The organism is Pectobacterium carotovorum (genome assembly GCF_900129615.1).
In the GTDB taxonomy this organism is placed as follows: domain Bacteria; phylum Pseudomonadota; class Gammaproteobacteria; order Enterobacterales; family Enterobacteriaceae; genus Pectobacterium; species Pectobacterium carotovorum.
Genome location: NZ_FQWI01000008.1, coordinates 48,395 through 64,144, shown reverse-complemented (window position 1 = coordinate 64,144; position 15,750 = coordinate 48,395). Strand labels below are relative to the sequence as shown.

Here is a 15,750-nt window from a genome sequence, read left to right as displayed (position 1 = left end):
AAGGCCATTAATGAACGTGGTGCCGGATATCAGAATAGCTCTTCGCTTTGTCCGTTATCCATCAGCGTGGTGCCGACTTCATGCACTTCGTATTCTTTCGGCTGCGTCCCATCAATGAAGTATTCGGAACGGCTGTTCCCGCCACCGTTAGACAGCTTGCCGCTGCTGCGGTCAATGACCACACTGACGATGCCTGGCGGCGGCGTCAACGGTTGTTCCGGTACGCCATCCAGCGCGGCTTTCATGAAATCATCCCACGCAGGCTGCGCTGATTTCGCACCGCCTTCATAGCCGGAGATTTGATCTTTGATGACGCCAGATGCGCTGCTGGCACCCAGATCGCGACGGTGATCGTCGAAGCCAATCCAGACCGACGTCACCAGATTCGGGCCATAGCCGGAGAACCAGGCGTCTTTGGAACTGTTCGTTGTACCGGTTTTACCGCCGATATCACGACGTTTCAACTCACGGCCCGCACGCCAGCCCGTCCCCATCCAGCCCGGTTCGCCAAAGACGTTGCTGTTCAGCGCGTCTTTAATCAGGAACGCCAACGGCGTGCTGATCACGTGCGGTGCATAAGGTTGTGCGGCGTTTTGCTGTGCGGCTTCTGGTGTGACAGGCTCCAGCTCGGGTTGTGGCAAGCCTACCGGCGGTGCTTCGTTTGACGTGGCAACATCTTCAACGTTAGTGGTCGCTAACACCGGAGAACGTGGCGTGTCACCGTAGACCAGCGGTAGATTACAGGTATCGCAGACCACTTTCGGCGTCGCGGTAAATACCGTGCCGCCTGCCTCGCTCTCTATCTTACTGATCAGATAAGGGTCGACCAGATAGCCGCCGTTTGCCATGACGGCATAACCACGTACAACCTGTAGCGGCGTAAATGAGGCCGCACCCAGCGCCAGCGATTCGGTATGGACGATATTCTGCGCCGGGAAACCGAAGCGTTGCAGGTAATCCGCCGCATAGTCCACGCCCATCGCACGCATGGCACGTACCATCACTACGTTTTTGGATTGACCCAGTCCCTGACGCAAACGGATCGGACCATCGTAGGTTGCCGGTGAGTTTTTCGGCCGCCAGTCAGATCCTGCACCAGCATCCCAACGGGTGATTGGGACGTCGTTCAGAATCGTTGCCAGCGTTAAACCTTTGTCCATCGCCGCGGTGTACAGGAACGGTTTGATGTTGGAGCCAATCTGGCGAAGTGCCTGCGTCGCACGGTTGAATTTGCTTTGGTTAAAGTCAAAACCGCCAACCAGTGCTTCTATCGCACCGTTTTTCGGGTTAAGCGAGACAATCGCAGAGTTGACGTCCGGCACCTGTGCCAGCCACCAATCATCGTTCACTTTACGTACCCAGACCTGCTGGCCTGCCTGTACTACGTCCGTGACGCGCTTCGGCGTTGGCCCTTGCTGCGTATCGGAACGGTATGCACGTGCCCAGCGCATGCCCGCCATCGGCAAGGCAATATTGCTGCCGTCAGACAGGATCGCAATCGCGTTGTCCGCCGTGGTGCTGGTGACGATGGCCGGAGATAGCGGGCCGTAGACCGGCAACGCTTTCAGGGCGGCAATCATCTTCGCCTGATCCCAGACGCCTTCGCCTACTTTCCATAGCACTTTGCTCGGGCCGCGGTAACCGTGGCGCATGTCATAGGCGAGGATGTTATTACGCAGCGCATCCTGTGCGGCGGTTTGCAATTTTTTGGTGACCGTCGTGTAGACCTTATAACCGTCGTTATAAGCATCTTCGCCGTAGCGTTTGACCATCTCCTGTCGTGCCATTTCTGCGACATACGGTGCGGAGAACGAAATATCCGGCGCGTGGTAATTCGCGACCAGTTTTTCGTTACGTGCTGCATCGTATTGCGACTGCGTGATGTAGTTTTCATCCTTCATACGCGCAAGGACGACGTTGCGACGGGCAACGGCACGGTCGTAGGAATAGAGCGGGTTGAACGTCGATGGCGCCTTCGGCAGACCGGCGATCATCGCCATTTCGCTTAGCGTCAACTGGTCAACTGGGCGGCCAAAGTAAACCTGTGCCGACGCGCCAACGCCATAGGCGCGATAGCCGAGGTAAATCTTGTTCAGATAGAGCTCAAGGATTTCATCCTTGGTCAGCAACTGCTCAATACGGATAGCCAGAAACACTTCCTTGATCTTACGAATCAGGGTGCGCTCTGGGCTCAGGAAGAAGTTCCTGGCGAGCTGTTGCGTAATGGTACTCGCCCCTTGAGAGGCATGACCTGATGTGAGCGCGATGGATGCGGCACGGATGATCCCGACGGGATCGACACCGTGGTGATCATAGAAGCGGCTATCTTCGGTCGCGATAAAAGCGTGTACCAATTCAGGGGGAATCTGGTCCAGCTTGAGCGGGATACGGCGCTTTTCACCAAACTGAGCGATCAGTTCGCCATCGGCACTGTAGACCTGCATAGGCGTTTGCAGCCGAACGTCTTTCAGCGTGGCGACATCGGGCAGTTGGGGTTCGATATAACGGTACAAACCATATATCGAGGCAGCTCCCAGCAGAATGCAAGAGACTGCAAGGATGAATAGATACTTTACGAACTTCACCTGGGATTTTCCATTCAGTAGCGTTTGGACAGTTTATAAACAATCGGGCGCTAGTATAAAGGTAAGCCAGCACTGTGGATATGTTTATTGGATAAGGAAATCGGGTTGAACATGGCTTATCACATCTGGCAGGTTGGAGTAGATATACAAAACGGCTTCATGCGCGCGCTGGCGGTTCAACGCCGCCGCGATGGCTGGCAGCTTCGTCATTGGTGGCAATATCCACTACCAGACGATACGTTGCGCTCGGGTAGTCTACACCATACTGAGGCGCTTTGTGAGGCCTTGCGAACATGGCGTCGTTTACTGCCCGGACACATTTCGCTACGGGTGGGGTTCCCTGCTCAGTTGATTTTACAGCAGCATTTACCGCTGCCTGATCGGCGTCTACAGGAGCCGGAACGTAGCCTCTACATCGAAACTATGGCGGCGCGTAAGCTACCGATCAGCAGCGAATCGCTGGCGATAGACTATCGGGAAGACCCGCAGAGGCAGGGTTCGCTGCTGGTGACCGCCGCACGCCGACAGGAGATCGATAAATGGCTGGTATGCCTGAATAACGCAGGGCTGCGCCCTGATGTGCTTGAGATCTCAACCTGTGCGCTTCGAGTGATGGCGCAGCGAGCTGGGCTTGACGCTAACCGTCTGCTGCTGCATCGCCTGTTGGATGGCTGGCTGTGGGTCTCTCCGTTGAACCACGCCTTTCACTCAGGCGTGATACACCTTGATGAGCTGAATGACGAAACGGATATCTTATCGGTTGTAAGTACTCGCTATCAGCATGATGTCGATGGCATAGCCTATTACTCTAGCGTCTCGCCTGATTTACCCAGCCAGCAGCTCGATGTATTACAGACGTGGTCGCCGTTAACGGTGTTTAATCACATGCAGCCGCCTCTGCCGAGTTTCCCTTCGGCTTTTGCGATCGCGGGTGGGTTGGCATTGCGTCCTGAGGATGCCTGACTATGTTGCTGATTAATCTTTTACCCTGGCGCAAAACCCAGATGCGCCAACGGGCACGTCGTTGGTTAGGGCTGCTGTGGCTACAGACGGGGTTGATGCTATGCCTTATCGCCGCGAGCTATCTGTTTTGGCAGCACAGACAGCAACGTGCGCAGGATGAACTCAATGTAGCGCTGACCCAGCAACAGCAACTGACGGCGTTGTATCAGCAAACGCATCAGGCGCGGGAAGCGCTGCGTCGCTATCAGGCACAAGAACGCGCCGAGGTGATGGTCCGGCATGACAATCGTCGTAACCTCCACTTGCTCGAGCAGCTTGCTGGCATGATGCCTGTGCGTCTGTGGCTGACGGAAATCGCCGACCACGGCTCGCATCTGCTGCTTTCCGGCGTGAGTGAAAACTCTCACGACATCATTACGCTACAGCACGCGTTATTACGCCATGCTTCCGTCGAACGCGTACAGCTGCTGCAGACGTCCCGAGAGCGCGGTGTGAATACCGGGCTGCGCTTTTCCTTTCAGGCCAACTGGCGCGATACAGGCGCTTCCCTGCGGGAGGAAGGCCATGATTAATCCATCGGTTTTGACTGCTGTCGTGCTGAATCGGCCTGAGCTAGTGAATAAACCGCTCTGGCAGCAGTTGGCGCTTCAATTGGCGTTTGTCGCCGCTGCCGGGCTGCTATCTGGTTGGCTCCTCATCGGTGACGTTCGTAGGGTCGTGATTGGCATAGAAAAGCAAACCGTTCAGGCGCGTCTGGATGTACAGGACGTTCAGCAAAAGCTCGATGCGATGCCGTTACTGTCGGTGCTACGCGAGCAATTAGCGGAGAAAACCGCGCAAAACGATCCCTTTCAGCCTGACAGGCTGGCACAGCTTATCGTCGAGCCTCTGTCGCAGGCAGGGGCTTCGCTTCTATCCTGGCAGCCCACTCCGCCTCACGCGGGGGCATCTCATCAGGAACGTTGGCAATTGGCATTTAGCGCGAATTACACGGGCGTGTTGCAGGTGCTTCGTGCGCTGGCGGGGTTACCTTATGTGCTGCGAATAACGCAACTGACCGTAAAGCCTGATGCCGTTCCAACGGAGTCGTCGTCAGAAATACCACGGTTACAGGTTGAGCTGTCGCTAATCAGGCCGGAGGGAATGCCATGAGTCATATCTCGATCCGTATCGCCTTGATGTTGCTCTTCGTGTCCCATAGCGTGCAGGCAGAAAAGCTCGCAGAACGCATCGACCCTTTTCAGCCTCTGGCTACTACGCCTTGTCTGCCCTCAGCGACATTGCCACCGTGGCAGCTAAAAGGCGTGATTGGCTCTGGCGATCGCTGGATTGGTTGGCTAGCACAGCCGGAGGTCGGTTGGATCAAGCTGACAAGTGGCGAAACGGTTCCCCCAGGGTACTGGCTAGTCAGCCAATTGGATCAATCAGGGGCCAAACTTGTCCCGACAGCGCATGAGGCTGTCTGTGATGGCCTGCCAGATAGCCTGCTGCTGTTTTCTCCGTTTATCACTAAGCCCACGGAATAGGTGAGATTTGTCTGGCGACACGTATTTTGAACGTAATTTTTGGACAACCGTTCGTTGAAAACAACGCTGATAACAGCGTATTTCGATAACAAGGAAGGTTATGAATATGAAGATGTTATGTCGAGTGGCGGCGTGGAGCTGGCTACTTCTTCTCACCGCGCCGTTTCAGGCTAGTGCGGAAAGCTCGGTATCGATGGCGTTTGAAGATTCACCGATACCTCGGGTGCTACAGGCGTTAGCCGATCACCAGCAGCTCAATGTGGTGATCGCTCCGGGCGTGACGGGGAATCTTAGCCTGAGGCTGGCAGATATTCCCTGGCAGCAGGCACTGGATATTGTTTTACGCATGGGGAAGCTTAGCGTCGAGCGGAACGGCAACGTGCTGATGGTTTTCCCTGTCGATCACCTTGAGTCCTTGCAGAAAGAACGGGACGAGCGTGTAGCGGAGCAGGCGCAGAAATTACCGCTGCATAATATCTCTGTTGCATTGCAATATGCTGACGCGACGGAAGTGGCGGCCAGTGTTCAGGCTCAGCGTGGAACGCTGCTGTCTACGCGTGGCAGCGTAACCGTGGATAAACGGACGAATACTTTATTGATTCGCGATACGGAAGAGGCTCTGACACAGCTCGAACCGTGGGTGAAGGAGCTTGATCTGCCCTTGGCGCAGGTACAGCTGGCGGCGCATATCGTCACTATCAGCAGCGAGCACCTGCAGGCGCTGGGCGTAAACTGGGGGCTGGGAGAAGGGGACGCGGCGAACAAGGCGCTCAGGCTGAATAATTTTAACGTTGGCCTGCCAGTGGATACGCCAGCGATCAATGCCGGGTTCCATTTGGCGCGGCTGAATGGCCGCTTGCTGGATCTGGAGTTAATGGCGCTGGAACAGGAAAGTCAGGTCGAGATTATCGCCAGCCCTCGCTTGTTTACTGCGCACCAGCAGACCGCCAGTATTAAACAAGGCACGGAAATTCCGTATCAGGTTTCCAGCGGTGCCAGCGGATCGACGTCTATCGAGTTCAAAGAAGCGGTATTAGGGATGGAGGTTACGCCGGACATTCTGCGTGCCGGGCGGATTACGCTGAACCTGAAAATTAGCCAAAACATGCCGGGGCAGACGATCAAGCAGGGTGATAATGGTGAAGCGTTAGCGATCGACAAACAGGAAATCCAAACCCAGGTGACGGTTGCTGATGGAGAAACTATCGTTTTAGGCGGCATTTTCCAGCAGCAAAAAAAGAACAGCGACAGACAGGTACCATTATTGGGCGAGGTTCCCGTATTTGGTCATCTGTTCAGAAACCATACTCAGCAGCATACGCGACGAGAATTGGTCATTTTCATTACGCCGACGCTGATACCCGCGTCATCATGAGTAAACCCAGGCGGGCTCTGATGTCATACGGTGTTTTTTTTTCGGATTGGGCGCAATATTTTGTCACGTTCGTCGCTTATGAGTTTGACGCTGCGGCGGATTTAGCTTACAAGGGTTAGCGAATTGAGCACTGAAGTGTTGTTCCACCGAAAATGTCGATAAAACATACTACATTGACCACCTGTGGTCGGTGTGACATTTTATTCGGTTGCCAAACTACCCTGAGTCTTGAGATAATTTTTTGTCTGATTCTCGCACTATCGCTCATGAGGTTTCAGTTTAGGTCCCGCCGCTGGGTTGATTGGCGGGGCGGGTTATCATTAACGAATTGTCTTAGTAATACCAAAAAACATGGCAGAGAAACGCAATATCTTTCTGGTTGGGCCTATGGGTGCCGGCAAAAGCACTATTGGCCGTCAGTTAGCTCAACAACTCAATATGGAGTTTTTCGACTCCGATCAAGAAATTGAGCGACGCACTGGGGCTGATGTGGGCTGGGTATTCGATGTGGAAGGCGAAGAAGGCTTCCGCGATCGTGAAGAGAAAGTCATTAATGAATTGACGGAAAAGCAAGGCATTGTACTGGCGACAGGCGGTGGCTCAGTCAAATCACGTGAGACGCGCAATCGTCTTTCCGCGCGCGGCGTTGTCGTTTATTTGGAAACGACAATCGAGAAACAGCTTGCCCGCACGCAGCGTGACAAGAAGCGTCCGTTACTTCAGGTTGAAACCCCTCCACGTGAAGTATTGGAAGCGTTGGCGAAAGAGCGGAACCCGCTTTATGAAGAAATCGCTGACGTGACTATTCGGACTGACGAGCAAAGTGCCAAGGTCGTTGCTAACCAGATTATCAATATGCTGGAAAGTAACTAAGAGCATACCTTATCCGCATTGAGCGGATCCTGAACGGGTTGTTTAACGCGCATGGAAAGAATTACCGTAACACTAGGGGAACGTAGTTATCCCATTACGATAGCCGCTGGATTATTTGATGATTCGGCTTCTTTTATGCCGTTGAAAGCGGGGGAGCAGGCCATGCTGGTGACGAACCAGACGTTGGCTCCTCTGTACCTTGACCGCGTTCGTGGTGTGTTGGAAAACAGTGGCGTGCATGTCGATCAGGTTATCTTACCTGACGGCGAGCAGCACAAATCGCTGACCGTATTGGATCAGGTTTTTACCGCGCTGTTGGCGAAACCGCATGGTCGTGATACGACGATTGTTGCCTTGGGTGGCGGTGTCATCGGCGATTTAGCCGGTTTTGCCGCGGCCAGTTATCAGCGTGGCGTCCGGTTTATTCAGGTGCCCACAACGCTGTTATCGCAGGTAGATTCCTCCGTCGGTGGTAAAACCGCCGTCAATCACCCGTTGGGTAAAAACATGATCGGGGCGTTCTACCAGCCCGTATCGGTTGTGATCGATCTGGACTGCCTGAAATCTTTACCGGCACGGGAGTTGTCATCCGGGCTGGCGGAAGTCATCAAGTACGGCATTATTCTGGATCGCGATTTCTTTCTTTGGCTCGAAGAAAACATTGAAGCCGTGCGTGCGCTACAGCATGACGCGCTGGCTTACTGCATTCGTCGCTGCTGTGAAATCAAAGCAGCGGTGGTTGCAGCAGATGAACGTGAAAGTGGCATGCGTGCGTTGCTCAACTTGGGCCATACTTACGGGCATGCCATTGAAGCTGAAATGGGCTACGGTAACTGGCTTCACGGCGAAGCGGTTGCGGCAGGCATGGTGATGGCTGCGCATACGGCACGTCGCCTTGGGCAGTTCTCCGTTGAGGATGTCGAGCGAGTCAAGTCTCTGCTGATTCGCGCTGGCTTACCAGTAAACGGCCCAACGCAAATGACACCTGAATCCTATCTTCCTCATATGATGCGCGACAAGAAAGTGCTGGCGGGTGAGTTACGTCTGGTGCTGCCAACGGCAATTGGTCAATCAGAAGTTCGTGGCGGCGTCGCGCATGACATGGTGTTGGCTTCGATAGCTGATTGTCTTGCCTGATGCGTAATGCTATCGGGTTATGAGAGACAATCCGTTATGAAAGACAATCCGTTATGAAAGATAAGTATTAACGACAGACACGCCCTGATGGGTTATGGTTAATAAAATACAATGCGTTACGATTCAATGATTCGCCTTGGCGACCGCGTGGCGAATTCGAGCTTTTTAGTGGGGAGATGTTAAATGGATGAGTTCAAGCCGGAAGATGAGCTGAAGCCTGATACCAGTGACCGTCGACCTACTCGTCAGCAGAAAAGCAGCAACTTCGCGGTACCTAAGATCGCGCTTTCCAGACAGCACCTGATGATTGGCATCGGGATTGTGGTGCTGGTGTTGCTGATCGTGGGTATTGGATCGGCCTTGCAGGCACCTTCTCAGCCACAAACGCCGCAGACGCAGAATCAAGCGAGTGGCGAGCGAAATATCGATCTCTCTTCCTCGTCCTCCATGACCCAGAGCACGCAGCCTTCCTCTTCGAGTGAAAGCCCTGCGGCCGTTTCTGGCGAGGCCAGTCATGGTCAAATGCCAGGGCAGACGCCTTCTCAAACGCCGACGTCGCCTCAGACATTGAGTGCTCCACCGATTTCCGGTACGCCGACGGATGCACAGATTCAACCGCCGGTGGCAGGCCAGCAGCGTATTGAGCTACCGGGCAATATCACCGATGCGCTGTCGCAACAGCAAGGGCGCGTGAGCGAATTCTCTCAGGGTGCGGCAGGAAACTCGACGCTGCCAACGGCACCTGCGACGGTTGCTCCGGCGGGGAAAACGCCTGCGACCTCATCTGCTAAAAATACGCACAACGCGACGCCTGCACACGCTAGCAACGCGAAGCCTGCTGCGAACAGCGCGCCAAAAGCGCCAGTAGCAAGCAAACCCGCCGCTAACGCAAAAGCGGCTCCTGCAGCGGCCGGGCAGAACGTCTCCGTACAGAATGCGCCTGCGAGCAGTTTTACGCTGCAACTGAGCAGCGCGTCACGCTCGGATACGCTGAAAGCCTACGCAAAACAACATAATCTCGCCCATTCGTGGGTGTATGAAACGAAACGAGACGGAAAATCCTGGTATGTGTTAGTGACCGGAGTCTATGCTTCTTCTGCGGAAGCGAAACAGGCAATTGCCGCGTTGCCCGCAGAGGTACAAGCGAAAAAACCATGGGTTAAGCCGATCCGTCAGGTGAAGCAGGACTTGAATAAGTAACACCAATTTTAGCCCTGATGTGCTGTCTGACACAGAGTACAATCCGCGGCTCTGAAACGTATGAGTAACTAACGACGGCATGAAGAAGAACCGCGCTTTTTTAAAATGGGCTGGTGGTAAATATCCGCTGGTAGAAGAAATTCGTCGCTATTTACCCGCAGGAGACTGTCTCATTGAGCCCTTTGTTGGCGCGGGTTCCGTGTTTCTGAATACGGAATACGATCGCTACATACTGGCTGATATTAATAGCGACCTGATTAATCTCTACAATATCGTTAAATCGAATGCAGATGAGTTTGTTACCGACGCCCGTAAACTTTTTACGGATGAGGTCAACACGTCAGAGACATTTTATCTGCTGCGTGACGAATTTAACCTTTGCAGCGATGCCTATCGGCGCGCGCTGCTGTTCCTCTATTTGAATCGTCACTGCTATAACGGCTTGTGCCGTTACAACATGCGCGGTGAATTCAATGTTCCTTTCGGGCGCTACAAGAAGCCTTATTTTCCTGAAGAAGAAATTCGCTGGTTCGCCTTCAAAGCGCAAAATGCCACCTTCGTCTGTGAGCACTATCAGGACACGCTGGAAAAAGCAGAGAAGGGATCGGTCATTTATTGCGATCCGCCTTATGCGCCGCTGTCTGCGACCGCGAATTTTACGGCCTACCACACCAATAATTTCAGCCGTGCCGACCAGCAGAGTTTGGCGCAATTGGCACGTCGTTTGTCAGTAGAAAGCAAGATACCGGTGCTGATTTCCAATCATGACACGGTGCTGACCCGTGAGTGGTATCAGGAAGCTGTGCTCTATGTTGTTAAAGCGCGCAGAACGATTAGCCGTAATATTTTAGGGCGTAGTAAAGTAAACGAGTTATTAGCCCTATATCGGTAATACCGTTTGGGGTAAACAGAGCGCGGTGAATCGGTTAATGCCGTCTGAGAGGCGTCATTAGCCGGGAAGAGGTTACCCGCAGGCATTCAGACTTTACCGTTTGGAGAAATGAATGAAACCGTTTTTAATCGCGCCGTCCATTTTGTCGGCTGATTTTGCCCGTCTTGGTGAAGATACCGCTAACGTATTGGCTGCCGGGGCTGATGTGGTCCATTTTGATGTCATGGATAACCACTATGTGCCAAATTTGACGATTGGCCCACTGGTCCTGAAATCCCTGCGCGATTACGGCATTACCGCGCCGATTGACGTTCACCTGATGGTGAAACCGGTTGATCGTATCATCCCTGATTTCGCCAACGCGGGTGCCAGTTTCATTACCTTTCATCCCGAAGCCACGGATCATCTCGATCGCTCATTGCAGCTGATCAAAGATCACGGCTGCAAAGCCGGCTTGGTGTTTAACCCGGCGACGCCGCTGAGTTATCTCGATTACGTCATGGATAAGCTGGATATCATTCTGCTGATGTCGGTTAACCCTGGATTTGGCGGCCAGTCCTTTATTCCCAGCACGCTGGATAAACTGCGTCAGGTTCGTCGCTTGATCGACGACAGCGGTTACGACATTCGACTGGAAGTTGATGGCGGCGTAAAAGTAGAAAATATCGGCGCGATTGCTGAAGCGGGCGCGGATATGTTTGTGGCGGGCTCGGCTATTTTTGGTCATCCAGATTACCGCGCTGTCATTGATCAAATGCGTAGTGAAATTTCAAGGACGACACATGACTGAATTAACCGCAGTTCGCGGATTGGCTTTTGATTTGGACGGGACGCTGATTCACAGCGCACCGGGTCTGGCGGCGGCTATCGATCAGGCCTTAGTGGCGCAGTCGTTGCCTGCTGCGGGCGAAGCGCGTGTCGCAACCTGGATTGGTAACGGTGCGGACGTGATGGTGGAACGGGCGCTGCGCTGGGCTGGCGTTGAACCAACAGGTGAACGCTTGCAAGAAACCCGTGAGCGGTTCGATAGCTATTATGCGCAAACGGTGGATAGCGGCAGCACGCTGTTTCCACAGGTAAAAGAGACGCTGGCGCAGTTGGCGCAGCAGGGCGTTCCGATGGCGGTGGTGACCAATAAACCCACGCCGTTCGTTGCACCGCTGCTGGCTGGATTAGGGATTGGCGACTATTTTTCGCTGATCATCGGTGGCGATGACGTCATTGTGAAAAAGCCGCATCCTGCGCCGCTCTATTTGGTGCTCGGTAAGCTGGGGCTGCGTGCCAGCGAACTCCTGTTCGTCGGTGATTCCCGCAATGATATTCAGGCGGCACAGGCGGCGAGCTGCCGCAGTGTCGGCATGACGTATGGTTATAACTATGGTGAAGCGATCGAGCTGAGTCAGCCGGATGTCGTTCTGGATCGTTTTGCCGATATTTTGCCCCTGATCGGGCATTCTTCTTCACACAATCAGGAACCCTTAGTATGAGCAAGCCCATTGTATTTAGCGGTGCGCAGCCGTCTGGTGAATTGACCATTGGTAACTACATGGGGGCGTTACGTCAGTGGGTCAACATGCAGGACGATTATGACTGCATCTATTGCATTGTGGATTTGCATGCCATCACGGTACGTCAGGATCCGCAGGCGCTGAGAAAAGCGACGCTGGATACGCTGGCGCTGTATCTGGCCTGTGGTATCGATCCGAAAAAGAGCACCATTTTTGTTCAGTCGCACGTGCCTGAGCACAGCCAACTGAGCTGGATACTGAACTGCTACGCGTATTTCGGAGAACTGAGCCGCATGACGCAGTTCAAGGATAAATCCGCGCGTTACGAAGAGAACATCAACGCCGGTCTGTTTAGTTATCCCGTGCTGATGGCGGCGGATATCCTGCTGTACCAAACGAATCAGGTGCCAGTGGGTGAAGATCAAAAACAGCACCTGGAGCTGAGCCGTGACGTTGGTCAGCGCTTCAACAGCCTGTATGGCGATATTTTCAAAGTACCAGAGCCGTTCATTCCGAAATCGGGTGCCCGCGTGATGTCACTGCTGGAACCGACCAAGAAGATGTCCAAGTCTGACGATAACCGCAATAACGTTATCGGGCTGCTGGAAGATCCGAAAGCGGTGGTGAAGAAGATCAAACGCGCGATGACGGATTCCGACGAGCCACCTGTCGTGCGTTATGACGTGGCGAATAAAGCTGGGGTATCCAACCTGTTGGATATTCTGTCTGGCGTCACGGGAAAACCCATCCCTGAGCTGGAGCAGGAATTTAACGGCCAGATGTATGGTCACCTGAAAGGCGCGGTGGCGGATGCCGTATCCGGTATGCTGTCTGAGCTGCAAGAGCGTTATCACCGCTACCGTAACGATGAGGCGTTCCTGCAACAGATCATGCGTGAAGGGGCTGACAAGGCAAGCGCTCGCGCACAGGAAACGCTGAAAAAAGTCTACGACGCTATCGGTTTTGTTGGCCGCCCGTAACTCTTAATTACCGTCAGGAGGATCTCTCCTGACGGTTTCCTGCTACTGCTTATCTATCCCTTCGAATCCGCTACTTTATCCCCGTGGGATAGGCGGAAATACGTCGTCTGGAATCGGGTTCTCAAACGGTGTCTGCTGCAATCTTTCCTGATGGTCGGCTTTTGCCTGTGCAATCAGTTCGGGCGTGACCAGCAGGTCGATAGCCAATGATGCCATCGCTTTCGCCGCGTATTCCGTGCCCTTGTGTGCGGCACCGGTTTTTCCCTGTGCGACCAGCTGCCACGAATGCGCCGGTGTGCCGATGGCGTAAGTGGCGCTGCGAATCTGCACGGTCGGCACAACCCAACTGACCGTCCCCACGTCGGTAGAGCCGATGAAGGCGTCATTCGGACTATACAGCGGATAAATTCCGTCGTGCAGCGTTAAACCCGGCTGCGGTTTAACGCCGAAACGCGCGTAGGATTCGGCAATGTCTTCGGCGCTCAGCGCGGTCTGGAACATCGCTGCCATTTTGCGGTCTTCGTCATCGAACGGTATCGGGCCGAGCGCCAGCAGATGTTCGTGCATACGCGCTTCCAGCGGCGGGTTCGCCAGCAGATTGGCATCACCGCTAATCACTTCGCTGCTGACTTCGGTTTCCGTCATCAGCGCCGCGCCTTCGGCAATTTTCTTCACGCGTTTGACCAACTGGTGCAGTTCTGGCAACTGACGTGCCCGTACGAGGTAACGCACGGTGGCGTTGGCCTGAACGACGTTCGGGGCGTGGCCGCCGCTGTCGGTAATCGCATAGTGGATGCGGGCAGAGGACGGCATGTGTTCGCGCATGTAATTCACGCCAACGTTCATGAGTTCCACGGCATCCAGCGCGCTGCGTCCCAGATGTGGGCTGCTGGCGGCATGAGCTGCACGACCTTTGAAGTAAAAATTCAGTTCGTTACAGGCCAGCGATACCGGGCTGTTGACGCCGGTGAAGGTCGCCGGGTGCCAGCAGAGGGCGATATCGACGTCATTAAAAACGCCTTCCTTGACCATAAAGCCTTTGGACGATCCGCCTTCTTCCGCAGGGCAGCCGTAAAAGCGCACGGTTCCAGCCAGTGCATGCTTTTGCAGATAATCTTTCACTGCCGTCGCCGCCTGTAGCGCTGCGGTACCGAGCAGGTTATGTCCGCAGCCGTGGCCGTTGCCACCGTTTTCCAGCGGCTTTGGCTCAGCGACATTCGCCTGTTGGCTCAGGCCCGGCAGCGCATCGTATTCACCCAGAATGGCGATAATCGGCAAACCTTCGCCGAATTCACCCAGCAGTGCGGTCGGCATGTCGGCGATGCCTTTCGTCAGGCGGAAGCCTTCTGCTTTCAGGATGGCTTCGTGCTGTGCCGCCGAACGATGCTCTTCATAGTTCAGTTCCGGCGTGTCCCAGATGCCGTCGCTCAGCGTACAGAACTGCTGTCGCTTGGTGGCAATCAGACCGCAGATCTCTTCCACGTTCTGGCGATTAACGGCCGGCAGCGTTCCTTCAGTGTGTATTGCATTCATGCGTGGTGTGCTCGTTTGATTTCTTTGATGGCATTGGCGAGGGGCGTGTCACAGCCAGTCAGCCATGACACGCGATTTAGCGATTGGGTAACGCTTAGAGCGGCGTGGTGTCCATGCCGAACCATTTTTCGCTCAGCTTTCTGATGGTACCGTCTTGTTTAGCCTGATCGATTGCCTTGTCGAACATAGCTTTCAGCTCAGGATCGCTTTTACGCAGGCCAACGGAAGAACCGCTGCCCAGAATACCACCGATGAACTGTGGCCCTGGCATCACGATGTTCTCATTGCCAGGCTTGTCCGTTGTGCTTTTCAGGTAAGGCGCGGAAGCGATGACCAGATCCACACGGCCTGCTTTCAGATCCAGATCGTGTTCCTGTGTAGTTTTATATTCGCGTACTTTCATCACGCCTTTCAGATATTTATCCAAAAAGGCGCTGGCGATAGAGGCGGATTGTACGCCAATAGTTTTGCCTTCCAGCAGCGGTTTCAGTTTCTCAACCTCTGCCAGTGCTTTTGCTTCATCGGCGGGCTCAATGGAGAAACGCACGCCCGCGTCTGGGAAATCTTTGGCGAGTGAGCTGGATTTCAGCACGGCGAAAGTCTGCCCTGCCTGCGTGTACGGCTGGCTGAAATCAATCACCTCACGGCGTTTTGCCGTGGCGGACATACCTGCGATGATCGCATCATATTTACCCGCGTTCAGCGCAGGAATAGCGCTGGCGAAGGGTTGAACCATGATCTCGCATTTCACCTGCATGTTGTTACACAGCACTTTGTACAGCTCGATCTCCATGCCATCCAGCGTACCGTCTGGTTTGGTGAAGTTATACGGGTGGTAAGCGCCTTCGGTCGCGATGCGGACGGTCGTCCATTTTTTCTCTTCTGCTGAGGCAGTGAATGAGGCAGCCAGCGTTCCTGCCATACACAGCGAGCAGGCGAGCAGTGTGAGTTTTGATTTGATCATGATGGTTTCTCCCGGCATTTCATACCCGTCATACTTCAAGCTGCTTGTGCGTTGGCTGTCCTTACTCACCCCAGTCACTTACTTTTGTAAGCTCCTGGGGATTCGCGCGGTTGCCGCCTTCACGCAACTCGAATTATTTAGGGTATGTCTATTATAAAATTATGATTCCCATTGTTTTCTTACCTCAGGTGGATGTTTATACCTGTGTACGAAA

15 protein-coding genes are annotated in these 15,750 nt (G+C 54.0%); 12 read left to right on the top strand and 3 right to left on the bottom strand.

From position 1 onward, the window contains the following. Positions 1-29 precede the first annotated feature (29 nt). A complete protein-coding gene (gene mrcA, locus BUB06_RS15995) occupies positions 30-2,585 on the bottom strand; it encodes a peptidoglycan glycosyltransferase/peptidoglycan DD-transpeptidase MrcA (RefSeq protein ID WP_039474037.1) in 2,556 nt (851 codons plus the stop codon). 111 nt (positions 2,586-2,696) lie between these two features. Here mrcA and pilM point away from each other — a divergent pair, with 111 nt between their 5' ends. The 12 genes from pilM to trpS all read left to right on the top strand — a co-directional run bounded on the left by pilM (position 2,697) and on the right by trpS (position 13,039). Continuing rightward, entirely contained in the window at positions 2,697-3,548 is an 852-nt protein-coding gene (gene pilM / locus BUB06_RS15990; protein WP_039474034.1) for a type IV pilus biogenesis protein PilM, read from the top strand. Between the two features lie 2 nt (positions 3,549-3,550). Next, the gene (locus BUB06_RS15985; RefSeq protein ID WP_039474031.1) at positions 3,551-4,120 is read left to right on the top strand and encodes a PilN domain-containing protein; all 570 of its coding nucleotides are present in this window, start codon (positions 3,551-3,553) and stop codon (positions 4,118-4,120) included. Beyond that, positions 4,113-4,700 carry a hypothetical protein gene (locus BUB06_RS15980; protein ID WP_039474030.1) on the top strand — a complete coding sequence of 196 codons (588 nt, stop codon included), beginning with the start codon at positions 4,113-4,115 and terminating at the stop codon, positions 4,698-4,700. The genes BUB06_RS15985 and BUB06_RS15980 overlap by 8 nt, the downstream gene beginning before the upstream one ends. Further along, on the top strand, positions 4,697-5,074 hold the full coding sequence (locus BUB06_RS15975) for a DNA utilization family protein (RefSeq protein WP_039474027.1): 378 nt from the start codon (positions 4,697-4,699) through the stop codon (positions 5,072-5,074). The genes BUB06_RS15980 and BUB06_RS15975 overlap by 4 nt, the downstream gene beginning before the upstream one ends. Positions 5,075-5,174: 100 nt before the next feature. Then, complete coding sequence (hofQ, locus tag BUB06_RS15970) at positions 5,175-6,449, top strand: DNA uptake porin HofQ (protein ID WP_072013027.1); 1,275 nt, start codon at positions 5,175-5,177, stop codon at positions 6,447-6,449. Positions 6,450-6,800: 351 nt separating this feature from the next. Then, the gene (gene aroK, locus BUB06_RS15965) at positions 6,801-7,322 is read left to right on the top strand and encodes a shikimate kinase AroK (protein ID WP_005969451.1); all 522 of its coding nucleotides are present in this window, start codon (positions 6,801-6,803) and stop codon (positions 7,320-7,322) included. A gap of 51 nt (positions 7,323-7,373) precedes the next feature. Next, a complete protein-coding gene (gene aroB, locus BUB06_RS15960; RefSeq protein WP_010277670.1) occupies positions 7,374-8,459 on the top strand; it encodes a 3-dehydroquinate synthase in 1,086 nt (361 codons plus the stop codon). A 183-nt stretch (positions 8,460-8,642) separates the two neighbouring features. Continuing rightward, the gene (locus tag BUB06_RS15955) at positions 8,643-9,659 is read left to right on the top strand and encodes an SPOR domain-containing protein (RefSeq protein ID WP_039474022.1); all 1,017 of its coding nucleotides are present in this window, start codon (positions 8,643-8,645) and stop codon (positions 9,657-9,659) included. Between the two features lie 79 nt (positions 9,660-9,738). After that, on the top strand, positions 9,739-10,551 hold the full coding sequence (gene dam / locus BUB06_RS15950; RefSeq protein ID WP_010297115.1) for an adenine-specific DNA-methyltransferase: 813 nt from the start codon (positions 9,739-9,741) through the stop codon (positions 10,549-10,551). A 112-nt stretch (positions 10,552-10,663) separates the two neighbouring features. Then, positions 10,664-11,341, top strand: coding sequence for a ribulose-phosphate 3-epimerase (gene rpe, locus BUB06_RS15945; RefSeq protein WP_010297113.1), 678 nt, complete (start codon positions 10,664-10,666; stop codon positions 11,339-11,341). After that, entirely contained in the window at positions 11,334-12,038 is a 705-nt protein-coding gene (locus BUB06_RS15940; protein WP_039474019.1) for a phosphoglycolate phosphatase, read from the top strand. Before rpe ends, BUB06_RS15940 begins: the two co-directional genes overlap by 8 nt. After that, entirely contained in the window at positions 12,035-13,039 is a 1,005-nt protein-coding gene (gene trpS, locus BUB06_RS15935; RefSeq protein WP_039474016.1) for a tryptophan--tRNA ligase, read from the top strand. The genes BUB06_RS15940 and trpS overlap by 4 nt, the downstream gene beginning before the upstream one ends. 75 nt (positions 13,040-13,114) lie before the next feature. Here the strand turns inward: trpS and BUB06_RS15930 are convergent, their stop codons facing one another. Together BUB06_RS15930 and BUB06_RS15925 are read right to left on the bottom strand one after the other, a co-directional pair. Next, positions 13,115-14,572 carry a M20 family metallopeptidase gene (locus tag BUB06_RS15930; protein WP_039474014.1) on the bottom strand — a complete coding sequence of 486 codons (1,458 nt, stop codon included), beginning with the start codon at positions 14,570-14,572 and terminating at the stop codon, positions 13,115-13,117. Positions 14,573-14,666: 94 nt separating this feature from the next. Beyond that, positions 14,667-15,536: a transporter substrate-binding domain-containing protein gene (locus tag BUB06_RS15925; protein WP_010297102.1), complete on the bottom strand. Its 870-nt coding sequence runs from the start codon at positions 15,534-15,536 to the stop codon at positions 14,667-14,669. Positions 15,537-15,750: the final 214 nt, after the last annotated feature.

Bases quoted from the DNA above. Each gene is read 5' to 3' on its own strand.
- pilM (WP_039474034.1), top strand. From the start codon at position 2,697: ATGGCTTATCACATCTGGCAGGTTGGAGTAGATATACAAAACGGCTTC.
- BUB06_RS15985 (WP_039474031.1), top strand. From the start codon at position 3,551: ATGTTGCTGATTAATCTTTTACCCTGGCGCAAAACCCAGATGCGCCAA.
- BUB06_RS15980 (WP_039474030.1), top strand. From the start codon at position 4,113: ATGATTAATCCATCGGTTTTGACTGCTGTCGTGCTGAATCGGCCTGAG.
- BUB06_RS15975 (WP_039474027.1), top strand. From the start codon at position 4,697: ATGAGTCATATCTCGATCCGTATCGCCTTGATGTTGCTCTTCGTGTCC.
- hofQ (WP_072013027.1), top strand. From the start codon at position 5,175: ATGAATATGAAGATGTTATGTCGAGTGGCGGCGTGGAGCTGGCTACTT.
- aroK (WP_005969451.1), top strand. From the start codon at position 6,801: ATGGCAGAGAAACGCAATATCTTTCTGGTTGGGCCTATGGGTGCCGGC.
- aroB (WP_010277670.1), top strand. From the start codon at position 7,374: ATGGAAAGAATTACCGTAACACTAGGGGAACGTAGTTATCCCATTACG.
- BUB06_RS15955 (WP_039474022.1), top strand. From the start codon at position 8,643: ATGGATGAGTTCAAGCCGGAAGATGAGCTGAAGCCTGATACCAGTGAC.
- dam (WP_010297115.1), top strand. From the start codon at position 9,739: ATGAAGAAGAACCGCGCTTTTTTAAAATGGGCTGGTGGTAAATATCCG.
- rpe (WP_010297113.1), top strand. From the start codon at position 10,664: ATGAAACCGTTTTTAATCGCGCCGTCCATTTTGTCGGCTGATTTTGCC.
- BUB06_RS15940 (WP_039474019.1), top strand. From the start codon at position 11,334: ATGACTGAATTAACCGCAGTTCGCGGATTGGCTTTTGATTTGGACGGG.
- trpS (WP_039474016.1), top strand. From the start codon at position 12,035: ATGAGCAAGCCCATTGTATTTAGCGGTGCGCAGCCGTCTGGTGAATTG.
- BUB06_RS15930 (WP_039474014.1), bottom strand. From the start codon at position 14,572: ATGAATGCAATACACACTGAAGGAACGCTGCCGGCCGTTAATCGCCAG.
- BUB06_RS15925 (WP_010297102.1), bottom strand. From the start codon at position 15,536: ATGATCAAATCAAAACTCACACTGCTCGCCTGCTCGCTGTGTATGGCA.